The following is a 24,959-nucleotide window of genomic DNA, read 5'->3' on the forward strand; positions in this document are numbered from 1 at the left end:
GGTCGGTCGGGGGGCTACAGGCCGAGCCGGCGCGCCAGGTCGGAGCGGAACGCCTCCGTCGGGTCCAGCCGCGCCCGCAGCTCCTGGAACTCCGCGAGACGCGGGTACATCGCGGCCACCGTCTCCGGCCGCATCCGGGAATCCTTCGCCAGGCAGACCCGGCCCCCGGCGGCGGCCACCTCCTCGTCGACGCCGTCCAGGAAGCGGGCCAGACCGGGCAGGGCCGCGGGCAGATCCAGCGCGAGGGACCAGCCGGGCGCGGCGAACGACAGCGGGCCCGGGTCCGCCGCCCCGAACCGCTGGAGCACGGCCCGCACGGCGGGGCTCCGGCGCGCCGCGATCCGGCGCACCACCCGGTGCAGGGTCTCCTCCTGGCCGTACCCGACGGCGAACCGGTAGCGCACCAGGCCGCCCCGGCCGTAGAGCGGGCGCGGGTCCGGAAGGGCGTCCGACGCGTGGAAGAAGAGGGGCAGCGGGCGCGGCTCACCGGTCCGCGCGCGGGGTGCGCCGCGGTAGCGGACCTCGTTGTACAGGGCGGCCGCGGCCGGGCCGAGCAGCCCGCCCGGCAGCGGCGGGAGGCCGGGGAGCGCGAGCCGCCCCCGGGGCCCTCCCGAGCGCGGTGCCAGCAGAGTGCGCCCCGCGTGCGCCGGGCGCACATCCGGGGGTGCGTGCTCCCCCCGGGTGAGGATTCCGCGCCCGGTCGCCCGGCCCCGGGCCATCAGGTCGATCCAGGCGGAGCCGTACGGCAGCCGGTCGCCGCCCGCGGTGAAGCGGGCCAGCAGATCGTCCAGATCCCCGGCGCGCTCGGTGGAGACGGACATCAGGGCCGTGGCCACGCGCCGCAGGCGGAGCGTGGCGCCCAGGATCACCCCGGTCAGCCCCAGGCCCCCGGCGGTCGCGTCGAAGAGGGCGGTGCCCGGCAGCACCGTACGCACCTCGCCGTCGGCGGTGAGCAGCTCCAGGGCGCTGACCTGCCGGGCGAACGAACCGGACCGGCGATGGTCGAGGCCGGGCAGATCGGAGCCGATCGCCCCGCCGACCGTCACCCTGCCGGTCCCCGGCACGACCGGCGGGAGCCAGCCGAGCGGCAGCAGTACCCGCAGCAGCCGCTCCAGGCTGACCCCCGCGTCGCAGCGCACCACCCCGGCGACGGCGTCGACCGTGCCGATCCGGGCCAGGCCCGTCGTGTCGAGCACCGAGCCGCCCGCGTTCTGCGCCGCGTCCCCGGGCGACCGCCCCAGCCCGCGCGCGATCACCCCCCGGGGCCCGCGCCCCCGGACGACGGCGGCCGCCTCCTCGTGCGTACGTGGGCGGAACCGCACGGCGGTCGTCGGGGCGGTGCGGCCCCAGCCGGTCAAGGACACCGTGTCGACGGACATGAGGGTGACCGTATCGTCCGGGAAATCCCCTTCGCGGCATTGGTGAATTCGCTCACCGGAACGGGTGATGGAGTGAGTGTCAGCGAAGCGTGACGGAGATCCGCCGGACGGGTCCGGGAGAGTCCGGTGCGGGCCGCTGGTGTTCCGGGCCCAGGAGGGTACGCGTTACGTCATGGACTGGCTCAAGAAACTCCCGGTGATCGGGCCCCTGGTCGCCCGGCTGATGGAGACGCACGCGTGGCGTTCCTACGAGCGGCTGGACCGGGTCCACTGGGCCAGGCTCGCGGCGGCGATCACCTTCATCAGCTTTCTGGCCCTCTTCCCGCTCATCGCGGTCGGCGCGGCCGTCGCCGCCGCCCTGCTGAGCGACAAGCAGCTGGACACCATCAAGGACAAGCTGGCCGACCAGGTGCCCGGCATCTCCGACCAGCTGGGCATCGACGGGCTGGTCGCCAACGCGGGCACGGTCGGGCTGGTGGCCGGTGCGCTGCTGCTGTTCACCGGTGTCGGCTGGGTCGGCTCGATGCGCGAGTGCCTGCGCGCGGTCTGGGAGCTGGACGACGTCCAGGAGGCCAACCCCGTCGTCGCCAAGGTGAAGGACGCCGTCCTGCTGGTCGGCCTCGGCGGTGCGGTGCTCGCCACCGTGGCCGTCTCCACCGTCGGCTCGATGGCGGTCGGCCGGACCGCCGACCTGATCGGCATCCCCGAGGGCGGGGCGGGCGGCGTGCTGCTGCGGGTGGCCGCGCTGGCGGTCGCGGTCGTCGCCGACTTCCTGCTGCTGCTCTATCTGCTGACGCTGCTGCCCGGGGTGGAGCCGCCCCGGCGGCGGCTGATGGTCGCGGCGCTGCTCGGGGCGGTCGGCTTCGAACTGCTCAAGCTGCTGCTCGGCAGCTATATGCGGGAGGTCGCGGGCAAAAGCATGTACGGCGCGTTCGGCGTGCCGATCGCACTGCTGCTGTGGATCAACTTCACCGCGAAACTGCTGCTGTTCTGCGCCGCCTGGACGGCGACCGGCAGCAAGGGCGAGGAAGGCGAGGAGAGCGAAGAGGGCGAGGAGAGCGAAGAGGGCGTGGACGCGACGCGGGGCGCGCCGGAGACGGAGGCGGAGACGGGGACGGGTGGAGCCGCCGGGGCCGAGGCGCCCGGCGGCTCCACCCGCGCCTAGGCCTTGTCGGCCGGCCCGGCCGGAGCGCCCGAGGCGGTCGGCTCGGCGGTCCCGTCCGACTCCGTGGTCCCGGCCGCCTCGGTCGAGTCGTCGCTCGCGGCCGGGGTGCGGCGGGTCAGACCGGGCAGCGGCCAGCGGCGGTTGACCAGGAACACCCCGCCGGCCAGGAGCACCAGCAGTCCGCCGACGATCGCCAGGGCGATCCCGACCCCGCTGGAGCCGTTCGCGGCCGACGCGTGCGCGGCCTCCGCCTGGCCACCCGAGCCCTGGTCCGCGCCGGCGGCGGGCGCCGCGCCCTTGCCGCCGGTCCCGGTGTCCGTGCCGGTGTCCACGGACTTCGGCGGCACCAGCTCGCCGACCGGGGTCACCTTGCCGCTCGCGGCGAAGCCCCAGTCGAGCAGGTGGGCGGCCTCCTTGTAGACGGCGTGGCTCTCCTCCGCCGACGGGTTCATCACCGTGACCAGCAGGACCTTGCCGTTGCGTTCGGCGACGCCGGTGAAGGTGTTGCCCGCGTGGGTGGTGTAGCCGTTCTTGACGCCCGCGATGCCCTTGTACGGGTCCACGCCGATGTCCCCGGTGATCAGCCGGTTGGTGTTCGAGATCTCGAACGACTCGCGCTTCTTGCCCTTCTTCTTCTCGCCGGGGAAGTCGGCCGACGCGGTCGCCGCGTACTCGCGGAAGTCCTTCTTCTGGAGCCCGCTGCGGGCGATGAGGGTCAGGTCGTAGGCGCTGGAGACCTGGCGCGGCGCGTCGTACCCGTCGGGCGAGACCACCACGGTGTCCAGGGCCTGGAGCTCCTCCGCGTGCTTCTGCATCGCGGCCACCGTCTGCGGGACACCGCCGTACATCTCGGAGAGGACGTGCACCGCGTCGTTGCCCGACCGCAGGAACACCCCGAGCCACAGGTCGTGGACCGTGTAGGTGTGGTCCTCCTTGATCCCGACGAGGCTGCTCCCCTCGCCGACCCCGGCCAGCTCGCTCTCCGTCACCTTGTGGGTGTCGGTGGGCTGGAGCGCGGGCAGGACCGTGTCCGCGAAGAGCATCTTCAGGGTGGAGGCCGGCGGCAGCCGCCAGTGCGAGTTGTGCGCCGCCAGGACGTCCCCGTTCTCCGCGTCCGCGACGATCCACGACCGGCCCGTCAGCTCCTTGGGCAGCACCGGCACCCCCGGACCCAGATTGACCTGGGTGCCGGACATGCTGAGCCGCTCCCCGCCGAGGCTGGACATGATGCCCGGCGGCTTGGGCTGTTTGTCGTCGCTCTTGTCCTTGTCGGCCGCCGCGGCGGGACTGAGGACGAAACCGGACAACAAAGCGGCGGAGGTGACCGTCAGGGCGATCTTTTTCAGAGCAGGCACGGTCGGAAACGTACAGGGCGAAGATGTGGATGCGGAGCCGGACCGCCTGACCCGCCGCAGGGAACGCCGGGACAGCCCCGTTCGGACGCCACCCCGGGGGAGGGGCCCGGGGGGCGGCGGCGATACTGGACCCATGAAGCTCAGCCGCCGCGTGTCCTGGTTCCTGCTCGCGTTCGGGGTGTGGAGCTGGTTCATCTGGATCACTTTCGTCAAGAACCTGTGGCAGGACGGCAGCGGGCTCGCCTTCGACGACGCGGGCGAACCGACCGGGTACTTCTGGGTGCACCTGCTGCTCGCCATCACGTCCTTTCTTCTGGGGACGGCGGTCGGCGTGATCGGGTTGCGTGGAGTCCGGGCTTTGCGCGACAAGCGCGCATGACGACGGGAACATGGGGAAGCTCGGATGGCTGCAGTGGTCTTCGCCCTGGTGGGGCTCGTGGTGCTGGCGTTGCTCGGCACCGTGCACCGGTATCTGTGGCGGCGCTTCGTCGGTGACACGACGGCGCCGGGCAGTCCGCTGCGGCGGGCGGGCACCGTCGCCGCCTTCGTGCTGCCCCTGCTGAGCGTCGGCGCCATGACGTCCGGCCGGGTGGGCGCCCCCTTCTGGCTCCAGCAGGTGCTGGCCTGGCCGGGCTTCCTGTGGCTGGCCTGCCTGCTGTATCTGACGCTGGCGCTGCTCGTGGGCGAGGTCGTACGTCCGGTTCTCCTGCGGGTCCTCGCCCGGCGCGACAGGGTGACCGCCACGGAGCCCGCGGCCGAAAGCGGAACGCCTTCCGGAACCCTCGCCGAGGTCCCGGAAGAGACCCGTCCCCGTACCGAGGAGCTGGTGCCGTCCCGCTCGGCCGGTGCCTCGGAAGCGGCGGTGCGTACAGCGCCGGAACCCGTGACGGAACCGGAAACGGAAGCCTCGACAGGACCGGAAACGGAAGCGGAGGCGGCTCCGAAGCCCGCGGCCGACGCCCCGCCCGCCTCCGCCCCCCACCCCTCCCGCCGGCTCTTCGTCTCCCGGGTCGTCGGCGGCGCGGCGGCCGCCGCCGGACTCGCCACCGTCGGGTACGGCACATACGGCGTGCTGCGCGGGCCGAGCGTCCGGCGGATCACCGTCCCGCTGGCCAAACTGCCCCGCGCCGCCCACGGCTTCCGGATCGCCGTGGTCAGCGACATCCACATCGGCCCGATCCTCGGCCGCGCCCACACCCGCCGGATCGTCGACACGATCAACCGGACCTCGCCCGACCTGGTCGCCGTCGTCGGCGACCTCGTCGACGGGTCCGTCGCGGACCTGGGCTCCGCCGCCGAACCGCTGGCGGCCCTGCGCGCCCGGCACGGCAGCTTCTTCGTCACCGGCAACCACGAGTACTTCTCCGGCGCCGAGCAGTGGGTCGACCACGTCCGGGAACTGGGCCTGCACCCGCTGGAGAACGCCCGGGTCGAGATCGAGGGCTTCGACCTCGCGGGCGTCAACGACGTGGCCGGCGAGACCGAGGGCCAGGGGCCCGACTTCGGGAAGGCGCTGGGCGACCGGGACCGGGGCCGCGCCTCCGTCCTCCTCGCGCACCAGCCCGTCGTCATCCACGACGCCGTCGAGCACGGCGTCGACCTCCAGCTCTCCGGCCACACCCACGGCGGACAGCTCTGGCCCGGCAACCTCCTCGCCGAGCTGGCCAACCCCACCGTCGCCGGGCTCGAACGCTACGGCGACACCCAGCTCTTCGTCTCGCGCGGTGCGGGCGCCTGGGGCCCGCCGGTGCGGGTGGGCGCCCCGTCCGACATCACCGTCGTGGAGCTCGCCTCCCGTCAGGCGTAGTTCCGTTGCGGGTGCGACGGCTCGGAAGCCCCGGATCCGTCGTCATGGAATCCACACCGAAGGGTCACCGTCAGCTACGGAAACCCGCAGGTCGAAGGCAGGAAACAGCCTTTTCGGACAGGGGTTCCCGTACGTGTCCAATAAAAGGCTGTGAGTGCCCCATTTACTCTTCCAGATGTGAAAATCGTGTGATTGGGTAAGCGCGAACATGCGGCGATGTGCGCGTCTGACACGCGACCGCCGAGGTGGGGCTGGTAAGGGAGAGCACGGCAATGCGGTCGGTCCGGGTACGGATTCTCGCGATTCTCGCGGTATTGGTCATAGCGGGCGTCGGCGCCTGGCAACTGCTCCCGTCGGGGGAGGCGAAGACCGATGCGATCACCGTCGGGACATCGGATGTCGTCACCTCCCTCGACCCGGCCGGCGCGTACGACGCGGGTTCCTGGGCGATCTACAGCAACATCTACCAGTCGCTGATGACCTTCAAGCCCAACGCCGTCACGCCGGAGCCGGACGCCGCCGAGAGCTGCGGGTTCGTCGGGCAGAAGCTCCAGACGTACCAGTGCAAGCTCCGTGACGACCTGACCTTCTCCAACGGCCGCAAGATCACCGCCGAGGACGTCAAGCACTCCTTCGACCGGATCTTCACGATCAAGTCGGACGTCGGTCCCGCGGGTCTCTTCCCCACTCTCAAGTCGGTGACCACCGAGGGCCGCACGATCACGTTCAACCTGTCCGGCAGGGACGCGACCTTCCCGCAGAAGATCGCCACCGGCGCCGCGGCGATCGTCGACCCGACCAAGTACCCCGAGGACAAGCTCCGTCCGGGCAACCAGGTCGACGGCTCCGGCCCGTACGTCCTCAAGTCGTACGAGTCGGGGAACCGCGCCGAGCTGGTGCCCAACCTGAAGTACAAGGGTGCGCTCAAGCGGACCGGCGAAGCGGTCACCATCCGCTACTTCAAGACCTCCGAGGACCTGCAGACGTCCTGGGACAGCGGCGATGTGGACATCGCCCACCGCCAGCTGCCGTCCGAGACGCTCGCCGGACTGAACGCGAACGACCCGGACGTACGGGTGACCGAGGCGGCCAGCGCCGAGATCCGCAACATCATCTTCAACTCCCGCACGAACTCTCCGTTCGGCGACAAGAAGGTCCGCCAGGCCGTCGCCGCGCTGCTCGACCGGGGCCCTCTGGTCCGGAAGGTCTACCAGGGCACGGTCGACCCGCTGTACTCGCTGATCCCCACCGGCTACATCGGGCACAGCACCCCGTTCTTCGACGCGTACCCGTCCTCCGACCCCAAGCGTGCCGAGCAACTGCTGCGGCAGGCCGGGGTGGAGACGCCGGTCGCCATCAAATTCGCGTACCGCGAGGGCGACATGTACACCAAGGAGACCGCCGAGCTGCGGCGTCAGATGGAGAAGGACGGGCTGTTCAAGGTCTCGGTCGAGGCCGTGGAGTGGACGAAGTACCAGAAGGAGTACGCCGCCGGTAAGTACGACATGTACACCGTCGGCTGGTTCCCCGACTTCCCGGACCCCGACACCTTCAGCCAGCCGCTCGTCGGCACCGGAAACGTCCTGCACAGCGGCTACTCCAGCAAGAAGATGGACCAGCTGATCGCCGCCACGCAGCAGTTCAGCGACCGCAGCCGCACCTCCGGCGACTTCAAGGACATGCAGGAGCTCGTCGGCGAGGACGTCCCGCTGCTGCCGCTGTGGCAGAAGAAGGACTACGTCGTCGCCAAGTCCGACGTCGCCGGCTCCCAGTACCTCTCCGACGGCACCGGCACCTGGCGCCTGTGGGAGCTCAGCTGGATCTGACGGATCCGACCGGTGCGTCAGTCGGCCGGGCCCCGGGCAGCGTCCCGGGGCCCGGCCGTCGCCGTACCCGGCAGGAACTCCACCAGCAGCCCGTGGATCTGCCGCACCAGCGGTCGCAGCACCCGGAACCGGGAGAGCGCGATGGCCCGTGCGGCGATCGGCGCGGTGCGCTCGACCAGCCGGCGGCTGCGCTCGGTGCCCTCGGTCCGGTCGTACACCCAGAACAGCACCAGCCCCATCTGCATCAGCCACATCAACTGCGGCAGCAGCGGAGCCAGTTCCGGATCACTCTTGACGTCCGCCCCGGCGATGCAGCGCTCATGGATGGAGATCGCCGCGTCACGGGCGGCCACCGAGTCCTCGGAGAACGGCGAGAGCGGACTGTCCGGATCGGCCGCGTTCTTGAAGAACTGCGCGGCGAAGCGGTGATACGGCTCCGCCACGTCCAGCCAGCCGAGCAGCACCCCCCTGATCCGTACGGTCAGATCGCCGTCGCCCTCCAGCACGGGCCGGACCGCCGCCGCGTGTTCGCCGGCGATCCGGTCGTAGAAGCCCTGGACCAGGTGCTCCTTCGAGGAGAAGTAGTAGTAGGCGTTCCCGACCGAGACGCCCGCCTCCTGGGCGATGGCCCGCATGGTCGTCCGGTCGTAGCCGCGCTCCGCGAAGAGCCGGAGCGCCGTTTCGAGAATCAGCGTGCGGGTCTGCTCGCTCTTCGCGGCCTTGGCCGGCTTGTTCTCCTGCACGTTCTTCTCTTCCTTCACCACGGGCCCAAGGTTAACGGGGGCCCCACGGTCCTCCGGGCGGGGCGGCGCACTCGCGGGCCCCGGGGGCGCAGGGCGGCAGCACCCTGGAGCGGTAGCGGGCGGCGGCGAGCACCGTGCCCCGGGCGAAGGGCCGGCCCGCCGGGGTGGTCAGCCAGTGGGCCCTGGAGCGGTACTCGGCGAGCGCCCACAGACAGACGATCCAGGCGGCGGCCTCCCGGTAGACCTGCCCCAGGTCGCCGACCACGGTGATCTCCGCCAGCGTCGCCGCGTGGTCCAGCTCCGGGAACCGCCGCCGCGCCTCGGCCGATCCGGCCGGTACGAGATCCAGCGGGACGAGCTGCCGCTGCCGCTGGAGCCAGTGCCGCAGATGGACGCAGAGCGGGCACCGCGCATCGTAGAGCACGGTGAGCCGTCGTACGGGGGCGGGCCCGGGGTGTACGGGAGCGGGCCCGGGCTGTACGGCGGTGGGCGGCGCCCCGGTCACCGGACTCACCGCCCGGGCGCGGGCGCGGCCCACGGGCCCTGGGCGGCCGGAGGCGTCCAGCCCTGCGGCGGTACGGGCGGCGTCTGCTCGCGCTCCAGCGCGCTGCGGCGGCGGATGCGGCTGAGCACCCACACATTGCCCAGGTGCATGATGCCGAGCACCAGCAGGACCACGCCCACCTTCACCGAGAGGGCCTCGAACAGCTCGCGGGCGTTGGCCACCCCGTCGGCGTTCTTCAGATAGAGCGTGACGAACCCGAGGTTGACCAGGTAGAAGCCGACCACCAGCAGGTGGTTGACGGCGTCCGCGAGCTTCTCGTTCCCGTGCAGCACATCGGCGAGGAAGATCCGCCCGTTGCGGCTGAGCGTGCGGGCGACCCAGACGGTGAGCGCCACGGTGATCAGCAGGTAGATGACGTACGCGACAACAGTGAGGTCCATGCCCCACCCTCCCTTGAACGCGTTCAAAAATGCTTGTGGGCATGACTGTAGACCCCTTCTTGAACATGTTCAAGAAGGGGTCCTGGGAGGGTGTGAATGAGGCGTTCTGAAAAGACTGTGCTCTAGAGAGACTTGGGCAGCGGCTCGGTCTGTTCCACCGAATCCACCGAATCCACCGGCTCCGGCGGCTCGGTCAGTGCGTCCGCGATCTCCGCGCGCAGCGCCTCACCGTGCAGCGACGGCAGCTCCGCCAGCATCTCGGCCCACTCCTCCACCGAGGAGTCCACCGCCTCCCGGAACCCCCGCTCGACCGGCTTCCGGGCGAAGAACAGCGCCACCCCCGCGACCGGCCGCAGCAGCCACCGCCCGCGCACGCTCAGCACGACGGTGACGTGCCAGGAGCCGTCCTCGGCCGGGCGCGGGGTCACCGTCAGGCGGGCCTTGCCCAGCCGGTGCACCGCCTTGCCGACGACGGGGGCCCGGGCAGGCGGGGGCGCCGACGACGCCCGGTCCAGCGCCGCCCACCAGGCGTGCAGATCGGCCTTGGCGCGCCCCGAGAAGCGGTAGAGCGAACCGCCCTGCGGGTTGTGCCCGTCCAGGGACACCTCCAGCGCCTTGGGGGCCCGGGGCTCGCGCAGCCGTACCCCCACCCGCATGGACATGCCCTCCTCCGCCACGCGGCTCTCCACCTCGATGGCGCGGGAGGGCCGCCACTCGCGCAGGACGGCTGCTTCCGGGGCGCCTTCCGTATCCTTCTCCGGCTCCGGTATCTCCCCGTACTCCGCCCCCGGTTGCAGATGACGCCCCTTCAGCAGCCGGAGGCCGTGGATCGGGCGCCCGTCGGGCAGCAGGATCGCACCGCCCTGCTCGCGGGAGGCCTCGAAGAGGTCCACCACATGCCCGGCGGCCTCCTCGAACCAGCCGCGGTCGAGGGCGGCCACGGAGACCGTGTGCTCGAAACGTGCCATGGGCGGGCCCCGCGACTCAGGCGCTCATGGAACGGGCCTGGTTCAGCTGGCCCATCACCGCGGGGAAGGTGTACGGGCCGACGGCCGGGATCATCGTGGAGTGGTGCCGGCCGCCGCTGGTGACCGTGACCTGGATGAAGCCGGTGGTCCGCTTCTCCTTCATCAGCAGGAACAGCAGCCCGATCAGGCAGAACAGCGCGAAGATGATCGCCAGCACGACCGCGTGCGTCGGAATCTTCTCCTCCGTGCGCGACATGTCCGTGGCCGTCCAGACCGCGCCCTTGAGCGGCATCGAGCCGGACGGGGTGACGATCGCGTCGCTCATCACGGTGATGTCGCCGATCGCCAGCACCGGCACCCCGCCCTGGCCGGGCACGCCCTGCGGCACCGGGAGGTACTGGCCGGGCATCGTCGGCTGCGCCGCGTTGGGGTACCCGTAACCGGGGCCGGGCTGGGCCGCGGACTCCGGCAGCTGCTGCGGATAGCCGTACGCGGGCGGGGCGCCCGGCGCCGGGTACCCGTAGCCCTGGCCGTCGGCCACGGTGGGCTGGTGGCCCGGCTGCTGGGGCGGGCCCCACTTGTACGCGTCGTCCGCGTACGGATTCGGCTCGCTCACGACGATCCCCGTTCTCTTTCGGTCTTCAGCTCCGCTGAACCGTACCGCTCGCGCGTCCCGGGCGCAGCAACAGGCCCCGCCTCCGGCAGCGGTGAGGCTGCGGGGACGGGGCCTGTCGACGTAACAAGCGTTACGGGAGGGTCAGAAGCGACGCGTGATGAGCGCGCGCTTCACCTCCTGGATCGCCTTGGTGACCTCGATGCCACGCGGGCAGGCGTCCGTGCAGTTGAACGTGGTGCGGCAACGCCACACGCCGTCACGGTCGTTGAGGATCTCCAGACGCTGCTCGCCGGCCTCGTCGCGCGAGTCGAAGATGAAGCGGTGCGCGTTGACGATCGCCGCCGGGCCGAAGTACTGGCCGTCGTTCCAGAACACCGGGCACGAGGACGTGCACGCGGCGCACAGGATGCACTTGGTGGTGTCGTCGAACCGCTCGCGGTCCTCGGGGGACTGCAGACGCTCGCGGGTCGGCTCGTTCCCCTTGGTGATGAGGAAGGGCATGACATCGTGGTACGCCTGGAAGAACGGGTCCATGTCGACCACGAGGTCCTTGAGGACCGTGAGGCCCTTGATGGCCTCCACCATGATCGGCTTGTCCGGGTTGATGTCCTTGATCAGCGTCTTGCAGGCGAGCCTGTTCTTGCCGTTGATCCGCATCGCGTCGGAACCACAGATGCCGTGGGCGCAGGAACGGCGGAACGTCAGGGTTCCGTCGAGCTCCCACTTGATCTTGTGAAGGGCGTCGAGGACACGCTCCTTCGGGTCGATCTCGATCTGGAAGTCCTGCCACTGGACCTCGTCCGACACCTCGGGGTTGAAGCGGCGGATCCGGAACGTGGCCGTGATGAACGGCGAGTCGGCGAAGCCGGCCTCGGCCTTGTCGGTCTTGTCCAGGGTCGGGGTAGCCATCAGTACTTACGCTCCATCGGCTGGTAGCGGGTCGTCACGACCGGCTTGTAGTCGAGCCGGATCGACTCGGCGCCGTCGGCGGCCACCTCTCGGTACGCCATGGTGTGGCGCATGAAGTTGACGTCGTCGCGGTTGGGGTAGTCCTCGCGGTAGTGACCGCCGCGGGACTCCTTGCGGGCGAGCGCGGAGACCGCCATGACCTCGGCCAGGTCGAGCAGGTTGCCCAGCTCGATGGCCTCCAGCAGGTCGGTGTTGAACCGCTTGCCCTTGTCCTGGACGGACACGTTCAGGTAGCGCGCGCGCAGCTCGGCGATCTTGTCGACCGCCGTCTTGATCGTCTGCTCGGTGCGGAACACCATCACGTTGGCGTCCATGCACTCCTGGAGCTCCAGGCGCAGCGTCGCGACGCGCTCGGTGCCGGTGGAGTTGCGCAGCCGCTCGACCTGGTCGGCGACGAGCTGGGCCGGGTTCTCGGGCAGCTCGACGAAGTCGTTCTTCGCCGCGTACTCGGCGGCGGCGATGCCCGAGCGCTTGCCGAAGACGTTGATGTCGAGCAGCGAGTTGGTGCCCAGGCGGTTGGCGCCGTGCACGGAGACACAGGCGACCTCGCCGGCGGCGTACAGGCCCGGGACGACGGTGGTGTTGTCGGCCAGCACCTCGCCCTCGACGTTGGTCGGGATGCCGCCCATGGCGTAGTGCGCGGTCGGCTGGATCGGGATCGGGTCCGTGTAGGGCTCGATGCCGAGGTACGTCCGCGCGAACTCGGTGATGTCCGGAAGCTTGGCGTCCAGCTGCTCCGGCGGCAGGTGGGTGAGGTCCAGGTAGACGTGGTCACCGGCGGGACCGCAGCCGCGGCCCTCACGGATCTCCGTGTAGATGGAGCGGGACACGACGTCACGGGACGCGAGGTCCTTCATGACGGGCGCGTACTTCTCCATGAAGCGCTCGCCGTCCTTGTTGCGGAGGATGCCGCCCTCACCGCGGGCGCCCTCCGTCAGCAGGATGCCCATGCGCCAGATGCCCGTCGGGTGGAACTGGAAGAACTCCATGTCCTCCAGCGGCAGACCGCGCCGGTAGCAGGCGGCCTGGCCGTCACCGGTCAGGGTGTGCGCGTTGGACGTCACCTTGAAGAACTTGCCGGTGCCGCCGGAGGCGTAGATGACCGACTTCGCCTGGAAGACGTGGATCTCGCCGGTCGCCAGCTCGTACGCGACGACGCCGGAGGACTTCTTGACCCCGTCTACCTCGGTGATCAGCTGGTCCAGGACGTAGAACTCGTTGAAGAACTCCACGCCCTCCTTGACGCAGTTCTGGTACAGCGTCTGGAGGATCATGTGGCCGGTGCGGTCGCCCGAGTAGCAGGCGCGACGGACCGGGGCCTCACCATGGCTACGGGTGTGACCGCCGAAGCGGCGCTGGTCGATCTTGCCCTCGGGCGTGCGGCCGAACGGCAGGCCCATCTTCTCCAGGTCGAGGACGGCGTCGATGGCCTCCTTCGCGAGGATCTCGGCGGCGTCCTGGTCGACCAGGTAGTCGCCGCCCTTGATCGTGTCGAAGGTGTGCCACTCCCAGTTGTCCTCCTCCACGTTGGCCAGCGCGGCGGCCATGCCGCCCTGCGCGGCGCCCGTGTGGGAGCGGGTGGGGTAGAGCTTCGTCAGCACGGCGGTACGGCTGCGCTTGGTCGACTCGATGGCCGCGCGCATGCCGGCGCCGCCGGCGCCGACGATGACGGTGTCGTACTTGTGGATCTGCATGGTTTCCTCTGGTCCCTCTGTCCCGGCGCCTAGCGAATGTTCGGGTCGAAGGTGAAGATCACCAGCGTGCCCAGCAGGACGGTGAACACCGTGGCGGTGTACAGGAGCATCTTCAGCCAGAAGCGGGTGTTGTCCCGTTCGGCGTAGTCGTTGATGACCGTACGGAGGCCGTTGGCGCCGTGGAGCATGGCGAGCCACAGCATCGTCAGGTCCCAGACCTGCCAGAACGGCGAGGCCCAGCGGCCCGCCACGAAGGCGAAGCCGATCTTGGAGACGCCGCCGTCGAGCACCAGCTGGATCAGCAGGTGGCCGATGACGAGGACGGTCAGGACGATGCCCGACAGGCGCATGAAGAGCCAGGCGTACATCTCGAAGTTGGTGCGCGAACCCTTGGGCGTCTTGCCCGTGCGCTTGCGCGGGGGCTCGATCACCGGGGCCGGGTGGTCGACGTCGAACAGGCTCACGCCTTCGACGTCGCCGATCGCGGCTGCGGAAGAAGTCTCGCTGGACATGGGCCTCAGCTCCCGAAGACGTCGCGTACGGCGTGACCGAGGACGGGGTACAGGGCCCCGACCATCAGCACGATCCAGATGCCCACCACGGTCCAGAGCATCTGCTTCTGGAGTCGCGGGCCCTTGGCCCAGAAGTCCACGGCGATGATCCGGAGACCGTTCAGCGCGTGGAAGAGAATCGCGGCCACGAGGCCGTATTCGAGGAGCGCGACGATCGGCGTCTTGTACGTGGCCACGACTTCGTCGTAGGCCTCGGGGGAGACGCGGACGAGAGCGGTGTCCAAAACATGTACGAACAGGAAGAAGAAAATGAGGACACCGGTGACTCGATGAGCCACCCAGGACCACATGCCTTCCCGGCCGCGGTACAGCGTTCCAGCCGGCACGGAAGAACCCTCCGGGAGCGGGGATTGGGGTCGGCCGGCTTGACTGTCGGTCTGACCCGGCCGGGTACGGTCCACCGGCCCCGGCCATCGTAGCGACGCATTGTCGGTTCGTTCGCGCCGGGGCCTCTGGTGTGATCAAAGTGGCAATCAAACAGGCACGTACGGGCTAGAGCGCCCCGGTCGTGCGGGGGCCGCCGACCGCTACCGCGCGGGGTCCGCGGCCACCAGCTCGACGATGCGGCTCCGGGCGAGTCGCCGCAGCTCCTCGGCGGTCACCGCCCGCTCCTCGTCCGGGTCGTGCGCCAGCCGTACCCGGATCCCGGCCAGCACCTGGTCCACGTGCTGGGAGGGCTGATAGGCGTCCAGGCAGATCACGAAGGCGTGGCCGAACCTGCTCTCGTACGCCGCGTGCGCGGCCCGCAGCGCCAGATGGGCGGCGCGCGGGGCGTCGTGGTGCAGGCAGGGGGCCGGCTCCGCGGCCAGGGCCTCCGCGATGTCCCGGGGCGCGAGGTCGTAGCCCGCCTCGTCGGAGGCGGCCAGTAGGGAGCCGAGATCCGGGTAGGGGCGGTGGGCGGCCATTCGGTGGGCCCAGCGGAGACTGCCGCAGCACTCCAGGAAGGCCGCCTCGGCGGCGGCGAAGGGGAGGCTGTTGAAATGGGCCAGACCGACGGCATGATCAACCGGCGGCCCGCCGGCGGGCGGCGCTCCCGGGCCGTCGGCCGGAAGCGGGTGGCGCGGCTGCACGGGCACGGCCGACCGGCCGGCCGGGGGCGTGGATCGCTTCGGCAGGCCGGCGGGGGACTCGCTGGACCTGGACAGCGTGGACTCCTCGTATCAACTCAACGACATCTATGACATCGACGACATCTATGACCCTGTGACCCCGAAAAGGGCCCTCCGTTCCTGAAAGACCGGCCGGAGCGTCTTCAGGTTCCGCGGGGAGGGAGTGAAGGGCGAGACGAATGTGTCGCAACGCTAGCGAGACCGGTCGGCGGCCGTCCGACAGACCGGAGAAAAATCACCCGAACGGGAGAGTTTCGGAACGTGTGATGGACGTCTGACCTGCGTCGGCCGGGGTCCTGTTCGATGCCCCGGAGTCCCCGATGAGCGAGGCCACGGCAAAAATGCCAACCTTGCACCCTATTCACTCGTTTCACCCGCACTTCACTCGTTTCACCCGTCCCTGCCCCCTCAACGGAGGAATCTGCCCGATGTCGCCCTCGCGTGGTGCCCTTGTCACCGGCGCGGCTGTCACGGCCGCAGCCGCCGTCGTCCTCACCGTCGTCGTCTGGCCGGAGGGATCCGGCAGCGGACCTTCCGGCGACACGGCGTCGCCCTCCGGCACCTCCGCCGAGGCCGCCGCCCCGTCGCCCTCCCGCAGCTATCCGATGTCCAGCACGCCGAGTGTGATCCCGGCGGTCCGCGAGCACACGGCGGCGCGCGGGCCGGGCTGGCAGCCGGGCAAGGACAGCACGGTCGTCATCGCCAAGGGCAGCCAGGTGCTCGCCGACGAGGCGGAGCTGCTCGCCAAGGAACTGAAGATCCGCTACCGGGGAGCCGAACCGGCGCGGACCGGGGACGTCGAGCTGGCGCTCGGCGCCAAGGACGCGGGCCCCGCCGAGTCGTACACGCTCACCGTGCGCGACACGAAGGTGAAGATCACCGCACCCGACGAATCGGGCGTCTTCTACGGCACCCGTACGCTCAAGCAGTCGCTCAAGGCGGACGGCACGTTCCCCGAGGGCGTCGTCAACGACCGGCCGGACCGGCCGCAGCGCGGGCTCAACCTCGACATCGCGCGCAAGCACTACAGCGCGGAGTGGATAGAGGACCGCATACGCGAGATGGGCGACCTCAAACTCAACCAGCTCGGCCTGCACTTCTCCGACGACCAGGCCTTCCGGATCGAGTCGAAGTCCCACCCCGAGGTGGTCTCCGACGAGGCCCTCACCCAGGACGAGGTCCGCCGTATCGTCGGCCTGGCCAACAGCCGGCACATCGAGGTCGTCCCCGAGATCGACTCGCCCGGACACCTCGGCGCGGTGCTCGCCGCCCACCCGGACCTCCAGCTGCGCAACACCGCGGGCGTCGAGTCGAAGGGGTCCATCGACATCTCCAAGCCGGGCGCGGCCAAGCTCATCGACGAACTCCTGGAGGAGTACACCGAGCTGTTCCCGGGGCGGTTCTGGCACCTCGGCGCGGACGAGTACCAGGCTTTGACCGTCCAGAACCCGGCCGCCTCCTACCCTCAGCTCCAGCGGGCCGCCGAGGAGAAGCACGGCTCCGGCGCCACCATCGAGGACCTGGCGACCGGCTGGCTGAACGACCGCGCGGCCGTCGTCGTCCCGAAGGGCCGGACCGCGAAGGCCTGGAACGACGGGCTGTTCCGGGGCACGAAGGTCAAGGCCGACGAGAACATCGAGATCGAGTACTGGACCGGCAAGGAGATCGGCGCCCGCCCGCCGCAGGAGTACCTCGCCGCGGGCTACAAGATGCTGAACCTCAACGACGAGTTCCTCTACTACGTGCTCGGCGAGCCCAACGAGTTCGTCTACCCGACCGGCGAGCGGATCTACGAGCAGTGGACCCCGATGGTCCTGCGCGGCACCGAACCCGTCGCCGACCGCTACTCGAAGCAGATCCTCGGCGGCCGGTTCGCCGTCTGGGGCGACCTGCCGAACGCCCAGACCACTCAGCAGGTGGCGAACGGCATCAGGATGCCGCTGGTGGCGACCTCGCAGAAGCTGTGGGACCCGCGCAAGCCCGCGCTGAGCTGGGCGCGGTTCCAGGAACTGGCGAAGCGGACCGGCAGCGCCGGGTAGGCCTGAGCGCGTTCCCCGGCGGCGGACCGTAGCCCGTGGACAGGTGTGCTGTCCACGGGCTACGGTCCGCCGACCGCGCGCTCCTGGGGAGGGACGCGAGGTCACACACGGTTTCACGCCGTGTTCCACGCACTGCTTCGCGCCCTGGGGGGACTTCTTCATGCTCTGCACCCGTTGCCGTATCAGAACGGCCGTGACCGACGACGGCCTGTGCACCTTCTGCTCGGGCACCCGGCCCCCGCTGCCCGACGGTCTGCAGCCCCCGGCCGCCGGACCCGGGGGCTGGGGCGTCGGCGCCTGGCCGCGTTCGCCCGTCGGCCTGTCGCGGGCGGTGACGGCGCTGCTCGGCGTGGTCATCGCCGCCGACCTGTTCGCCATCGGCACCGGACTGCGCCTGCGCCTCTTCTGGCACCGGCTGGCGACCGAGGGCGACGTGAGCGTCCACCGCGGTGACGGCCTTTTCGCCGAGCGGCTGTACGGCATCGCGGTCCTCGCCCAGAGCGCGGCGCTCGTGGCCACCGCGGTCGTCTTCGTCATCTGGTTCCACCGGACCCGCCGGAACGCCGAGGTCTTCGACGCCGGGGTGCAGCGGATGGGCCCCGGCTGGGCGGTGGGCGGCTGGTTCGTCCCGATCGCCAACTTCTGGCTCCCCTACCGCGTCGCGAGCGGCGTCTGGGAGGCCAGCGCGCAGACCCGCTCGGACGGCGGCTGGCGCACGGTCCCCCGTACCCCGCTCAACCTCTGGTGGAGCGCGTGGGTCGCGACGCTCCTGTGCTCCCGCGTCACCGAGCGCCTGTGGGAGCGGGCCGAGGACCCGGCGGAGATGGTGCGGGCCGCGGGCCTGGTGGCGGCCTCCGACGCGCTGGACATCGTCGCCGCGGTGCTCGCGATCCTCTTCGTCCGTGCGGTGACCCGGATGCAGGTCGAACGCGCCGCGCACGGCGTGCTGCCCGCCACGGTGGTCCCGGGCGTCCACAGGTGACGGCCGCCGCCCGGTGGAGACGGCCGCGACGGGTGGAGACGGCTGCGATGGGCGGAGACGGCCGCGACGGGTGGAGACGGCTGCGATGGGCGGAGACGGCTGCTTCTTGTCGACGATCGCCCCGAAGTGACGATTTTCAGCCATTCGGCGCAGTATCCGATAGACCGAGGGAGACGTCGATGAGTCTGTTGGAACTGATCGAACGAGCCGACGAGCGCGCGCTGGCCGCCGGTGCCGTGGCCTGCCTGGACCGCTGCCTGCCGCTGCTCGCGGGGCCGGCCGCGGAGCCCCTGCGCCCGCTCTGGGCGAGCTGCGAGGACGGACAGGATTGGGCCATCCGGCTCGCGGCGGTACGGACGGCGATGGAGCACGCGTCGATCCCCGACGGCCCGGCCGCGCTCGTGCGGTCGATGCTCGGCGCCGCCCCTTCCGACTTCGCCCCCGCACCGCTGCGGGAGTGGGCCGACGCCTGCTCGCTGGTCGCGCTGCGGATCCACGGCCGGTTCGACGCCCCGGACGGAGACGTGCCGCCGGACGAGGAACACCTGCTCAAGGCGGCCCGCGGCGATGAACCGGCCGCGGTGGGCCCGCTGGTCGCGGGGGAGCTGGAACGGCAGGTCCGGATCCTGGAGATCCTCGCGGAGACCGCCGGCACGGCGGGCAGCGGCGCCGGCCTCCGCAAGGCACTGGACCTGTCCACGGAGGGCCGCCGGGTGCTGCGCGCGGTGATGTCGCGTCGGGCCCGCGGGCGGGGGTGAACTCGGGGCGAGCCCCTGGCTGGGGGCGAGTCACCGGACGGGATGACGTCCCGGGTCCCGGGTGCTCGGGGCGGCGCGGGCGCTGGGGTCGGGTCCGCTCCCGCCCATTACTTGCTGTTTTGCCAAGTGAGTGCGAGTATCGCAACTGAAAGATCCGCACGACCTGGGGGGATTTCCGTGATGGACCCACAGACCGCAGCCGACCAGCTCGCCGCCGCCGAGGGCGCACCCGCCCTCAACCGCTCTGCCACGACAGGCGAACGCGTGGGGGGAGTGGTGTCGGCGGCCGCTCTGTTCGGCACCCTGTGGGTGGCCGCCGAACAGCGGGTGCCGCTCGCGCTCGGCATCCCGGTGTGTCTGGCGGCGCTGGCCGTGGTGGTCGGCTGGAACTACTACCACCGCGAGCGCGCGCTGCGCCGTCCGCACACCCGGCTGGAGAGCGGCGCCGGGATCGCGGCCGGCTTCCTGCTGGGCCTTCCGGCGGGCAATGTTCTGTGGGACACCCCGGACTCCACCATCGGCATCGTGGTCCCGGCCGCGGCTTCCGCGCTGGTCCTGCTGGGCTACCTGGTGTCGCGGTGGAGGGCCTGATGGGCGAGGACGGGCACCACCGGCAGGCTCTGACCACCCTGATGCACTCGCCGGTCCGTCTGGCCGTGCTGGGCACCCTGCGGCGCGTGCACAACGCGTCCTTCGCCGATCTGTGCGAAGCCCTCGAACTGGATTCGCCGGAGCTCTCACGGCAGCTGCGGGTCCTGGAGGAAGCGGGCGTGGTGGAGCTGGCCAAGCTGCGCGGCGAGGGACGCCGTGTCCGTACCTTCGTACGCCTGTCCGACGAAGGGCGGGAGCGCTTCGAGGAGTACCTCACGCACCTGCGGGCCCTGGTCGGCGAAGGCTGACGGCCTCCGGAGGCTGACGGCCCCAGTGCCGCAGAAAGGGCGTCGCAGAAAAGGCATCGCAGAAAAGGCGCCGGAGAAAAGGTGACCGGAGAAAAAAAGGGGGCGCGACCTGGCGGTCGCACCCCCTTCGCCGACGCCGGATCAGGCGACTAGCTCACCGTGCGGCTCAGGCCCACGGGGTGGCGCACCACACGGCGTACGTCCCCAGTGAGGCGGCCAGCCCCGCGACGCCGCCCTTGACGCCCACCTTGATGCCGCGCTTGGCGGCCTCCTTGATGATCAGCTTGGCCGCGTCCGTGAAGTGCTTCTTCTTCAGCTTGGCGGTGATGGCCGCCGTGGCGCCGCCCAGGCCGCCGAGACCGACGCCCTTGAGCAGGCACGAGGTGTAGCTGCCGTAGGCGCCGACGGGAATGTCGCCGCTGAGCTTGGCCTGGATCGCGTCGGCGAACTCGACGCCGAACTCGGCGCGGGTCTTGTCGTAGTCGAACACGCCCTGGGAATCCAGGACGTCGCCGTTGTCGAGGGCCTGCAGATAGCGGGCCAGCTCGTCGACCTGCTCGGCGGTGGGCTCGCTGTCGACACCGGTGTTCTGGGCCGCGGCGCCGTTGTCCCGGGCCCCGGACGCCTCGGCCGCGTGCGCGGTGCCGATACCGGTGAAGGTGACAGCACCGGCCACCACGGTGGAAATCACAGTCGTGCGAAAGCGCATTGCGCTGCGGTTCACGTACAGTCCTTAGTGCGTTGTATGCGCACGAGGTGAGGCCCGGTGATGCTGTCGTGGCCTGCGAAACCTGATGGCATCGCCGGCCTCCCCCCGTGCATCGTCAATATTTCCGAAATGGCCTGGACCAGTCCGGTTGGGCGTGAAAGACGTTAACGCCCAACTGGTGACAGTTCAATTCACTGTAAAGTGAGGCCTCTCACGGGCCGACTGTGGAACGTCCGCGGCTTCACGCCCGTCGCCTGAACTCACTGTTCCGATCGGCCTGCTTTTCGAATGCGCAATTGTCTCCCGCTCGGGGGGAGTTGTCGTCCGCGTAATCCAAATGACTGTCAAGGACGCTGTGTAGCCGCGGTCCAGGAGTTCGCCGACAGAGCACGGGCGGCGAAAGACGGTGTGAACCCGCCGCTCTTCGGCCGGGGCCCGGCCCTGGGGTTTCAGCGTGAGAGAGAGACGGCGAAGGGCTTGAAGCCGTGTCGGCGCAGGATGTGCGGCACGACCAGGATCATGGCCTCGGTGGCTCGGGCCGTGCTGATGTCGCCGAGGTCTTCGATCCATCCGGGCTGCCAGCCCAGGTCGGTGAGCAGACCGGTGACGGTCTTCTTCGCGGCCCGGTCGTCGCCCGAGACATAGACGGTCGGCGGGGTGGTCAGAGTTTCGGGGGCGGTCATGACCATGAACAGCATGGTGTTGAGGGTCTTTACCACCCGGGTGCCGGGGAGGGCGGCCTGGAGTTTCTCGGCGAGGCTGCCGCCGGGATAGCACAGGTCGCCGGGCAGGCCGTCGTCGGCGTCGCGGGTGGCGTTGGAGACGTCGACGAGGACTTTCCCGGACAGCTCGGTGCGCAGGTCGGTGAGGCGGTCCAGGGAGCTGTCGCCGGGTGTCGCGTTGATCACGATGTCCGCTGTGCGGGCGGCGGTGCGCTGGTCCGCGAAGGTGATCCGTGGCGCGGTCCCGGTGGTGCGGGCGGCGGCGTCCTCCGAGACCCGGAGCCCGAGGGTGACGTGGTGCCCCGCGGCGGCGAGCTTGTCGGCGAGGTTGGATCCGACGCGGCCCGCGCCCAGGATGCCGATGTTGGCCATGAGGAGAAGCTCCTTGCAGTACTTCGGGGGGAGAGGGAGGGGGAGGAGAAGGAGAGAGCCGTACGTCAGACGATCGGCGAGAGGGTCTTGAGGGTGGCGCCGTGGATGCCGGGGGCGGAGGCGAGGAAGTCGCGGCTGCCCGTGTTCCAGGTCTCGCCCGCCAGGTCGGTGACGGTTCCGCCGGCCTCGGAGACCAGCAGGGCGCCGGCAACCAGGCCGGAGCGGACGTCGGAGAACTGCCAGAAGGCGTCCATGCGTCCGGCGGCTACATGGATGAGCTGCATGGTGGCGGGGACGGACACACGCACGACCAGGCCGTCGACGAGCATGGCGGTGACGGAGTCACCGATCCGCCGGAAGGTCCGCGCGCTCTCACCGGGCCTGGCCTGACCCGTGCCGACGAGCGCGGCATCCAGCCCGGTCTTGGCGGACACCTCCAGGGGGTGGCCGTTGAGGTGGGCGCCGCCGCCGGCGACGGCCGTGTAGGTGTCGCCGGTCAGCGGCAGGTGGACGACGGTGAGGACCGGCTGGTTGTCGCGGACCAGAGTGGCGGTGACGGCCCATTCCTCCATGCCGTGGACATGGTTGATGTTGCCTTCGGCGGGGTCGACGACCCACCACTCCCCGGCCGGGAGCGCGCCGCCGGCCAGCTCGTCCTCGGCCCACTGCGATCCCGGCCGGGCCCGCAGCAGCGGTTCGCGCAGCACTTCCAGTACCGCGTCGTCGTTGGCGTGGATCTCCGCGACGACCTCGTCAAGGCTTACGCCCCGGGCCTGCGGGGTGTAGCGGTCGCGCAGTGTGACGCCGGCGGCCTCCACCGCGGCGGTCGCTTCGGACATGAGCTTCGTGCCGGCGTCGAAAGGCATGGGTGTGGTCACGCTGGGCTCCCGGGGGTTCGTAGGTGTGGGGCGGCGGTATGTCTCGCCCCCGCACTTCGAAAGTAGGCCGCCCGGTCGTTAACAACAAGTGCATGCTTTTCACTTGTAGAGTTACTGTCATGCAACTGGATCTGAACCTGCTGACCGCCTTGGACGCACTGCTGGAAGAGGGCAGCGTCGCCGGCGCCGCGGCGCGCCTCCATGTCACCTCACCGGCGATGAGCCGTTCCCTGGGGCGCATCCGGAAGGCCACCGGCGACCAGATCCTGGTCCGCACCGGCCGCAGCATGACCCCCACCCCTCGCGCGTTGGCCATGCGTGCCCAGGTTCACGCCCTCGTACAGCAGGCCCACCAGCTCCTGTCCGCCGAGCGGGAGCTCGACCTGGCGGCTCTGGACCGGGTGTTCACCGTGCGGTGGCATGACGCCCTGACCGCGGCCTGCGGTACGAACCTGACCACCGCTGTCCACCGTCAGGCGCCCGGCGTACGGTTGCGGCTGTCCGCCGAACCCGGCACGGACGGGCCCGAGTTGCGGCGGGGTGAGATCGACCTCGAATCCAGCTCCAGTGTTCCGACGCTCCCCGACGTCCGTCACCGTCTCGTCGGCGCGGACCGGCTGGTCGTCGCCGTTCGCCCAGGCCACCCGCTCGCCGAAGACCCGATGAGCCTCGAACGCTACGCGGCCGTCGAGCACCTCACCGTCTCGCGGCGCGGAAGCCTGCGCGACCCGATCGACGACGCCCTGACGTTGCACGGCCTCGAACGGCGTGTCGTCGCCGCCGGACCGACGGCCGCCTTCGCGCTTCAACTCGCCCTCAGCACAGACCTGGTGGTGACCCTTCCCGATGCGGTCACCCGCACTGCCCGGGACCAGCTCGGCCTGGTCTCCATGGCGCCGCCGCTCCCGTTGCCCGATGTCCCGTTGTACCTGCTCTGGCATCAGCGTTACGACGACGACCGCGCCCACACCTGGCTGCGCGACCTGGCCACCGAAACCGTCCAGGCGCTGTTTCGCGCACCCTGCACCGGCGGACGAGCTCGTACACGGTAGGCGGTGAGGCGTCGTGGGGTCTCGGTGGGGCTCGGCGTTTCACATGGCCGGCCGCCGGAGCTGGGGCCGGGGGCGGGCGGACTACGTAGCCACTGCGGGCTCCGCGGCTACCGGGACGCTGCGGACAGGATCACGTCCACGAGCCTTTCCGCAGCGTCCGGGCGACCGTGCGCCCTGGCCGCTGCGGCCATCGCACCCCGGCGCTCCGGATCGCCCAGGAGGGGGCCGACCGCATCGCGCAGGTGCTCGCCGGTGACATCGCCGAGGAGCGCGACCGCTGCCCCGGACTCCTCCAGGTGCCGGGCGTTGTGGGCCTGTTCGTTCCCGGCGGCCGTGGCGAGCGGGATGAAGACGGCTGGCTTGCCCAGGGCGGTCAGCTCGGCCAGGGTGCCCGCGCCGCTGCGCGAGATCACGAGATCGGCCAGGGCCAGGACGTCCGGCAGCTCCGGTCCGACGAAGGCCGTGAGGTGGTACCGGGCGGCCAGGGAGGCCGGAAGTCCTGCGGCGCGTGTGGACAGCGCCTCCTGGTGGGCGGGGCCGCACTGGTGCACCACGTTGGCGCGCTCCAGCAGCCACGGCAGTTCGCCGCCGACCACGTCGTTGATCTGCTGTGAGCCCTGCGCTCCGCCGGTGACGTATACGGTCGGCAGCCGCCGGTCGAAGCTGTGGAGGCCGAGCGCGGTCACGGCCTTGTCCGGGTGGCCGGTCAGGACCTCCGGTCGTACGGGGTTGCCGGTGACCACCGCCGCCGACCGGACGCTCTCCGGCAGAAGCGGCAGGGTCGACTCCGAGGACACGGCGATCCGCGTGGCCGAGCCGGCGAGCTTACGGTTGGCGAGGCCGAGGCGGACGGTCTGTTCGTGCAGGACCAGCGGGACCCGGCACATCCGCGCGGCGAGCCCGGCCGGCACGGCTACGTAACCGCCCGTGGCGAGGACGACGTCCGGCCGGAAGGCGGAGACCGCGCTGCGCGCCTGGGCGACCCCGAGCGGCACGCGCGCCATGTCCCGGACGTTGGCGGGCGACACCATCTTCAGCGGGTTCGTGTGACGCCGGATCTTGCCCGTGGCGACAGTGGTGAAGGGGATGCCCTCCGCGCTGGTGACCCGAGCCTCCAGGCCCTCCGCCGTGCCGATCCACAGGACGTCGAGGGTGCGCCCGGCAGTTGCCAGGCGTGCCCGCAAGGTGCGGATCGCGGTGAGAGCGGGGTACGTGTGGCCGCCGGTGCCGCCTCCCGTCACGATCAGACGGAAGGCGGAGGCGGGTCGGGGCGCGGTATTCACCTGGAGCAGTCTAGGGAGCGCCGGTCGGCCGGGCGGAATCCGTGCGGTGTTGGTCACGCCGTCGATCGCACGGGGGTCTGCACGCAGGGCAGCCCTGGTTGGGGCACAGGGCGAAGA

26 protein-coding genes are annotated in these 24,959 nt (G+C 70.7%); 10 read left to right on the top strand and 16 right to left on the bottom strand.

Annotated elements, in window-relative coordinates:
• Nucleotides 1-14: 14 nt before the first annotated feature.
• Entirely contained in the window at nucleotides 15-1,379 is a 1,365-nt protein-coding gene (locus G3I54_RS23295) for an FAD-binding oxidoreductase (RefSeq protein WP_164616818.1), read from the bottom strand.
• A gap of 172 nt (nucleotides 1,380-1,551) precedes the next feature.
• Here G3I54_RS23295 and G3I54_RS23300 point away from each other — a divergent pair, with 172 nt between their 5' ends.
• Complete coding sequence (locus G3I54_RS23300) at nucleotides 1,552-2,544, top strand: YihY/virulence factor BrkB family protein (RefSeq protein WP_164616819.1); 993 nt, start codon at nucleotides 1,552-1,554, stop codon at nucleotides 2,542-2,544.
• Here G3I54_RS23300 and G3I54_RS23305 read toward each other — a convergent pair.
• Entirely contained in the window at nucleotides 2,541-3,899 is a 1,359-nt protein-coding gene (locus G3I54_RS23305) for a D-alanyl-D-alanine carboxypeptidase (RefSeq protein ID WP_343240400.1), read from the bottom strand. The genes G3I54_RS23300 and G3I54_RS23305 overlap by 4 nt on opposite strands.
• A 133-nt stretch (nucleotides 3,900-4,032) precedes the next feature.
• On the opposite strand from G3I54_RS23305, the gene G3I54_RS39695 reads away from it, so the two are divergent.
• From G3I54_RS39695 to G3I54_RS23315, 3 genes are all read left to right on the top strand, one after another.
• Nucleotides 4,033-4,278: a hypothetical protein gene (locus G3I54_RS39695; RefSeq protein ID WP_030084543.1), complete on the top strand. Its 246-nt coding sequence runs from the start codon at nucleotides 4,033-4,035 to the stop codon at nucleotides 4,276-4,278.
• A gap of 33 nt (nucleotides 4,279-4,311) precedes the next feature.
• Nucleotides 4,312-5,706 carry a metallophosphoesterase gene (locus G3I54_RS23310; protein ID WP_164616948.1) on the top strand — a complete coding sequence of 465 codons (1,395 nt, stop codon included), beginning with the start codon at nucleotides 4,312-4,314 and terminating at the stop codon, nucleotides 5,704-5,706.
• A gap of 272 nt (nucleotides 5,707-5,978) precedes the next feature.
• Nucleotides 5,979-7,532, top strand: coding sequence for an ABC transporter substrate-binding protein (locus G3I54_RS23315; protein ID WP_164616821.1), 1,554 nt, complete (start codon nucleotides 5,979-5,981; stop codon nucleotides 7,530-7,532).
• A 17-nt stretch (nucleotides 7,533-7,549) separates the two neighbouring features.
• Here G3I54_RS23315 and G3I54_RS23320 read toward each other — a convergent pair whose 3' ends face one another.
• The 10 genes from G3I54_RS23320 to G3I54_RS23365 all read right to left on the bottom strand — a co-directional run bounded on the left by G3I54_RS23320 (nucleotide 7,550) and on the right by G3I54_RS23365 (nucleotide 15,109).
• On the bottom strand, nucleotides 7,550-8,296 hold the full coding sequence (locus G3I54_RS23320) for a TetR family transcriptional regulator (protein ID WP_164616822.1): 747 nt from the start codon (nucleotides 8,294-8,296) through the stop codon (nucleotides 7,550-7,552).
• Nucleotides 8,297-8,306: 10 nt separating this feature from the next.
• Nucleotides 8,307-8,780, bottom strand: a complete 474-nt coding sequence (locus G3I54_RS23325) for a DCC1-like thiol-disulfide oxidoreductase family protein (RefSeq protein WP_343240401.1) — start codon at nucleotides 8,778-8,780, stop codon at nucleotides 8,307-8,309.
• A 5-nt stretch (nucleotides 8,781-8,785) separates the two neighbouring features.
• Nucleotides 8,786-9,220 carry a hypothetical protein gene (locus G3I54_RS23330; protein WP_164616823.1) on the bottom strand — a complete coding sequence of 145 codons (435 nt, stop codon included), beginning with the start codon at nucleotides 9,218-9,220 and terminating at the stop codon, nucleotides 8,786-8,788.
• 122 nt (nucleotides 9,221-9,342) lie between these two features.
• Complete coding sequence (locus G3I54_RS23335; RefSeq protein ID WP_164616824.1) at nucleotides 9,343-10,188, bottom strand: hypothetical protein; 846 nt, start codon at nucleotides 10,186-10,188, stop codon at nucleotides 9,343-9,345.
• A gap of 16 nt (nucleotides 10,189-10,204) precedes the next feature.
• Nucleotides 10,205-10,804, bottom strand: a complete 600-nt coding sequence (locus tag G3I54_RS23340) for a hypothetical protein (RefSeq protein ID WP_164616825.1) — start codon at nucleotides 10,802-10,804, stop codon at nucleotides 10,205-10,207.
• 141 nt (nucleotides 10,805-10,945) lie between these two features.
• Nucleotides 10,946-11,713, bottom strand: coding sequence for a succinate dehydrogenase iron-sulfur subunit (locus tag G3I54_RS23345; protein WP_164616826.1), 768 nt, complete (start codon nucleotides 11,711-11,713; stop codon nucleotides 10,946-10,948).
• Nucleotides 11,713-13,467, bottom strand: a complete 1,755-nt coding sequence (gene sdhA / locus G3I54_RS23350) for a succinate dehydrogenase flavoprotein subunit (protein ID WP_164616827.1) — start codon at nucleotides 13,465-13,467, stop codon at nucleotides 11,713-11,715. The genes G3I54_RS23345 and sdhA overlap by 1 nt, the downstream gene beginning before the upstream one ends.
• A gap of 29 nt (nucleotides 13,468-13,496) precedes the next feature.
• Nucleotides 13,497-13,979 (bottom strand): succinate dehydrogenase hydrophobic membrane anchor subunit, encoded by a 483-nt coding sequence (locus G3I54_RS23355; protein ID WP_103509707.1) that lies wholly within the window; start codon nucleotides 13,977-13,979, stop codon nucleotides 13,497-13,499.
• A 5-nt stretch (nucleotides 13,980-13,984) separates the two neighbouring features.
• Nucleotides 13,985-14,365: a succinate dehydrogenase, cytochrome b556 subunit gene (sdhC, locus tag G3I54_RS23360; protein ID WP_097868837.1), complete on the bottom strand. Its 381-nt coding sequence runs from the start codon at nucleotides 14,363-14,365 to the stop codon at nucleotides 13,985-13,987.
• A 201-nt stretch (nucleotides 14,366-14,566) separates the two neighbouring features.
• Nucleotides 14,567-15,109: a 2-oxo-4-hydroxy-4-carboxy-5-ureidoimidazoline decarboxylase gene (locus tag G3I54_RS23365; protein ID WP_164616950.1), complete on the bottom strand. Its 543-nt coding sequence runs from the start codon at nucleotides 15,107-15,109 to the stop codon at nucleotides 14,567-14,569.
• 467 nt (nucleotides 15,110-15,576) lie between these two features.
• Here G3I54_RS23365 and G3I54_RS23370 point away from each other — a divergent pair, with 467 nt between their 5' ends.
• From G3I54_RS23370 to G3I54_RS23390, 5 genes are all read left to right on the top strand, one after another.
• Complete coding sequence (locus tag G3I54_RS23370; protein WP_164616828.1) at nucleotides 15,577-17,187, top strand: family 20 glycosylhydrolase; 1,611 nt, start codon at nucleotides 15,577-15,579, stop codon at nucleotides 17,185-17,187.
• 160 nt (nucleotides 17,188-17,347) lie between these two features.
• Nucleotides 17,348-18,169: a DUF4328 domain-containing protein gene (locus tag G3I54_RS23375; RefSeq protein WP_164616829.1), complete on the top strand. Its 822-nt coding sequence runs from the start codon at nucleotides 17,348-17,350 to the stop codon at nucleotides 18,167-18,169.
• A gap of 179 nt (nucleotides 18,170-18,348) precedes the next feature.
• A complete protein-coding gene (locus tag G3I54_RS23380; protein WP_164616830.1) occupies nucleotides 18,349-18,927 on the top strand; it encodes a hypothetical protein in 579 nt (192 codons plus the stop codon).
• A gap of 180 nt (nucleotides 18,928-19,107) precedes the next feature.
• Nucleotides 19,108-19,518: a hypothetical protein gene (locus G3I54_RS23385; RefSeq protein WP_164616831.1), complete on the top strand. Its 411-nt coding sequence runs from the start codon at nucleotides 19,108-19,110 to the stop codon at nucleotides 19,516-19,518.
• Nucleotides 19,518-19,826, top strand: coding sequence for a transcriptional regulator (locus tag G3I54_RS23390; RefSeq protein WP_030084573.1), 309 nt, complete (start codon nucleotides 19,518-19,520; stop codon nucleotides 19,824-19,826). Before G3I54_RS23385 ends, G3I54_RS23390 begins: the two co-directional genes overlap by 1 nt.
• Nucleotides 19,827-19,992: 166 nt before the next feature.
• Here G3I54_RS23390 and G3I54_RS23395 read toward each other — a convergent pair whose 3' ends face one another.
• The 3 genes from G3I54_RS23395 to G3I54_RS23405 all read right to left on the bottom strand — a co-directional run bounded on the left by G3I54_RS23395 (nucleotide 19,993) and on the right by G3I54_RS23405 (nucleotide 22,495).
• Nucleotides 19,993-20,505, bottom strand: coding sequence for a hypothetical protein (locus G3I54_RS23395; RefSeq protein ID WP_164616832.1), 513 nt, complete (start codon nucleotides 20,503-20,505; stop codon nucleotides 19,993-19,995).
• A 479-nt stretch (nucleotides 20,506-20,984) separates the two neighbouring features.
• Entirely contained in the window at nucleotides 20,985-21,629 is a 645-nt protein-coding gene (locus G3I54_RS23400; RefSeq protein WP_164616833.1) for an NAD(P)-binding domain-containing protein, read from the bottom strand.
• A gap of 65 nt (nucleotides 21,630-21,694) precedes the next feature.
• Entirely contained in the window at nucleotides 21,695-22,495 is an 801-nt protein-coding gene (locus G3I54_RS23405; protein WP_164616951.1) for an inositol monophosphatase, read from the bottom strand.
• 131 nt (nucleotides 22,496-22,626) lie between these two features.
• On the opposite strand from G3I54_RS23405, the gene G3I54_RS23410 reads away from it, so the two are divergent.
• Nucleotides 22,627-23,559, top strand: coding sequence for a LysR family transcriptional regulator (locus tag G3I54_RS23410; protein ID WP_164616834.1), 933 nt, complete (start codon nucleotides 22,627-22,629; stop codon nucleotides 23,557-23,559).
• Between the two features lie 107 nt (nucleotides 23,560-23,666).
• Here the strand turns inward: G3I54_RS23410 and G3I54_RS23415 are convergent, their stop codons facing one another.
• The gene (locus G3I54_RS23415) at nucleotides 23,667-24,842 is read right to left on the bottom strand and encodes a UDP-N-acetylglucosamine--N-acetylmuramyl-(pentapeptide) pyrophosphoryl-undecaprenol N-acetylglucosamine transferase (RefSeq protein ID WP_164616835.1); all 1,176 of its coding nucleotides are present in this window, start codon (nucleotides 24,840-24,842) and stop codon (nucleotides 23,667-23,669) included.
• Between the last annotated feature and the right edge of the window lie 117 nt (nucleotides 24,843-24,959).

The sequence above is a fragment of the Streptomyces sp. SID14515 genome (assembly GCF_010548505.1).
In the GTDB taxonomy this organism is placed as follows: Bacteria; Actinomycetota; Actinomycetes; order Streptomycetales; family Streptomycetaceae; genus Streptomyces; species Streptomyces caviscabies.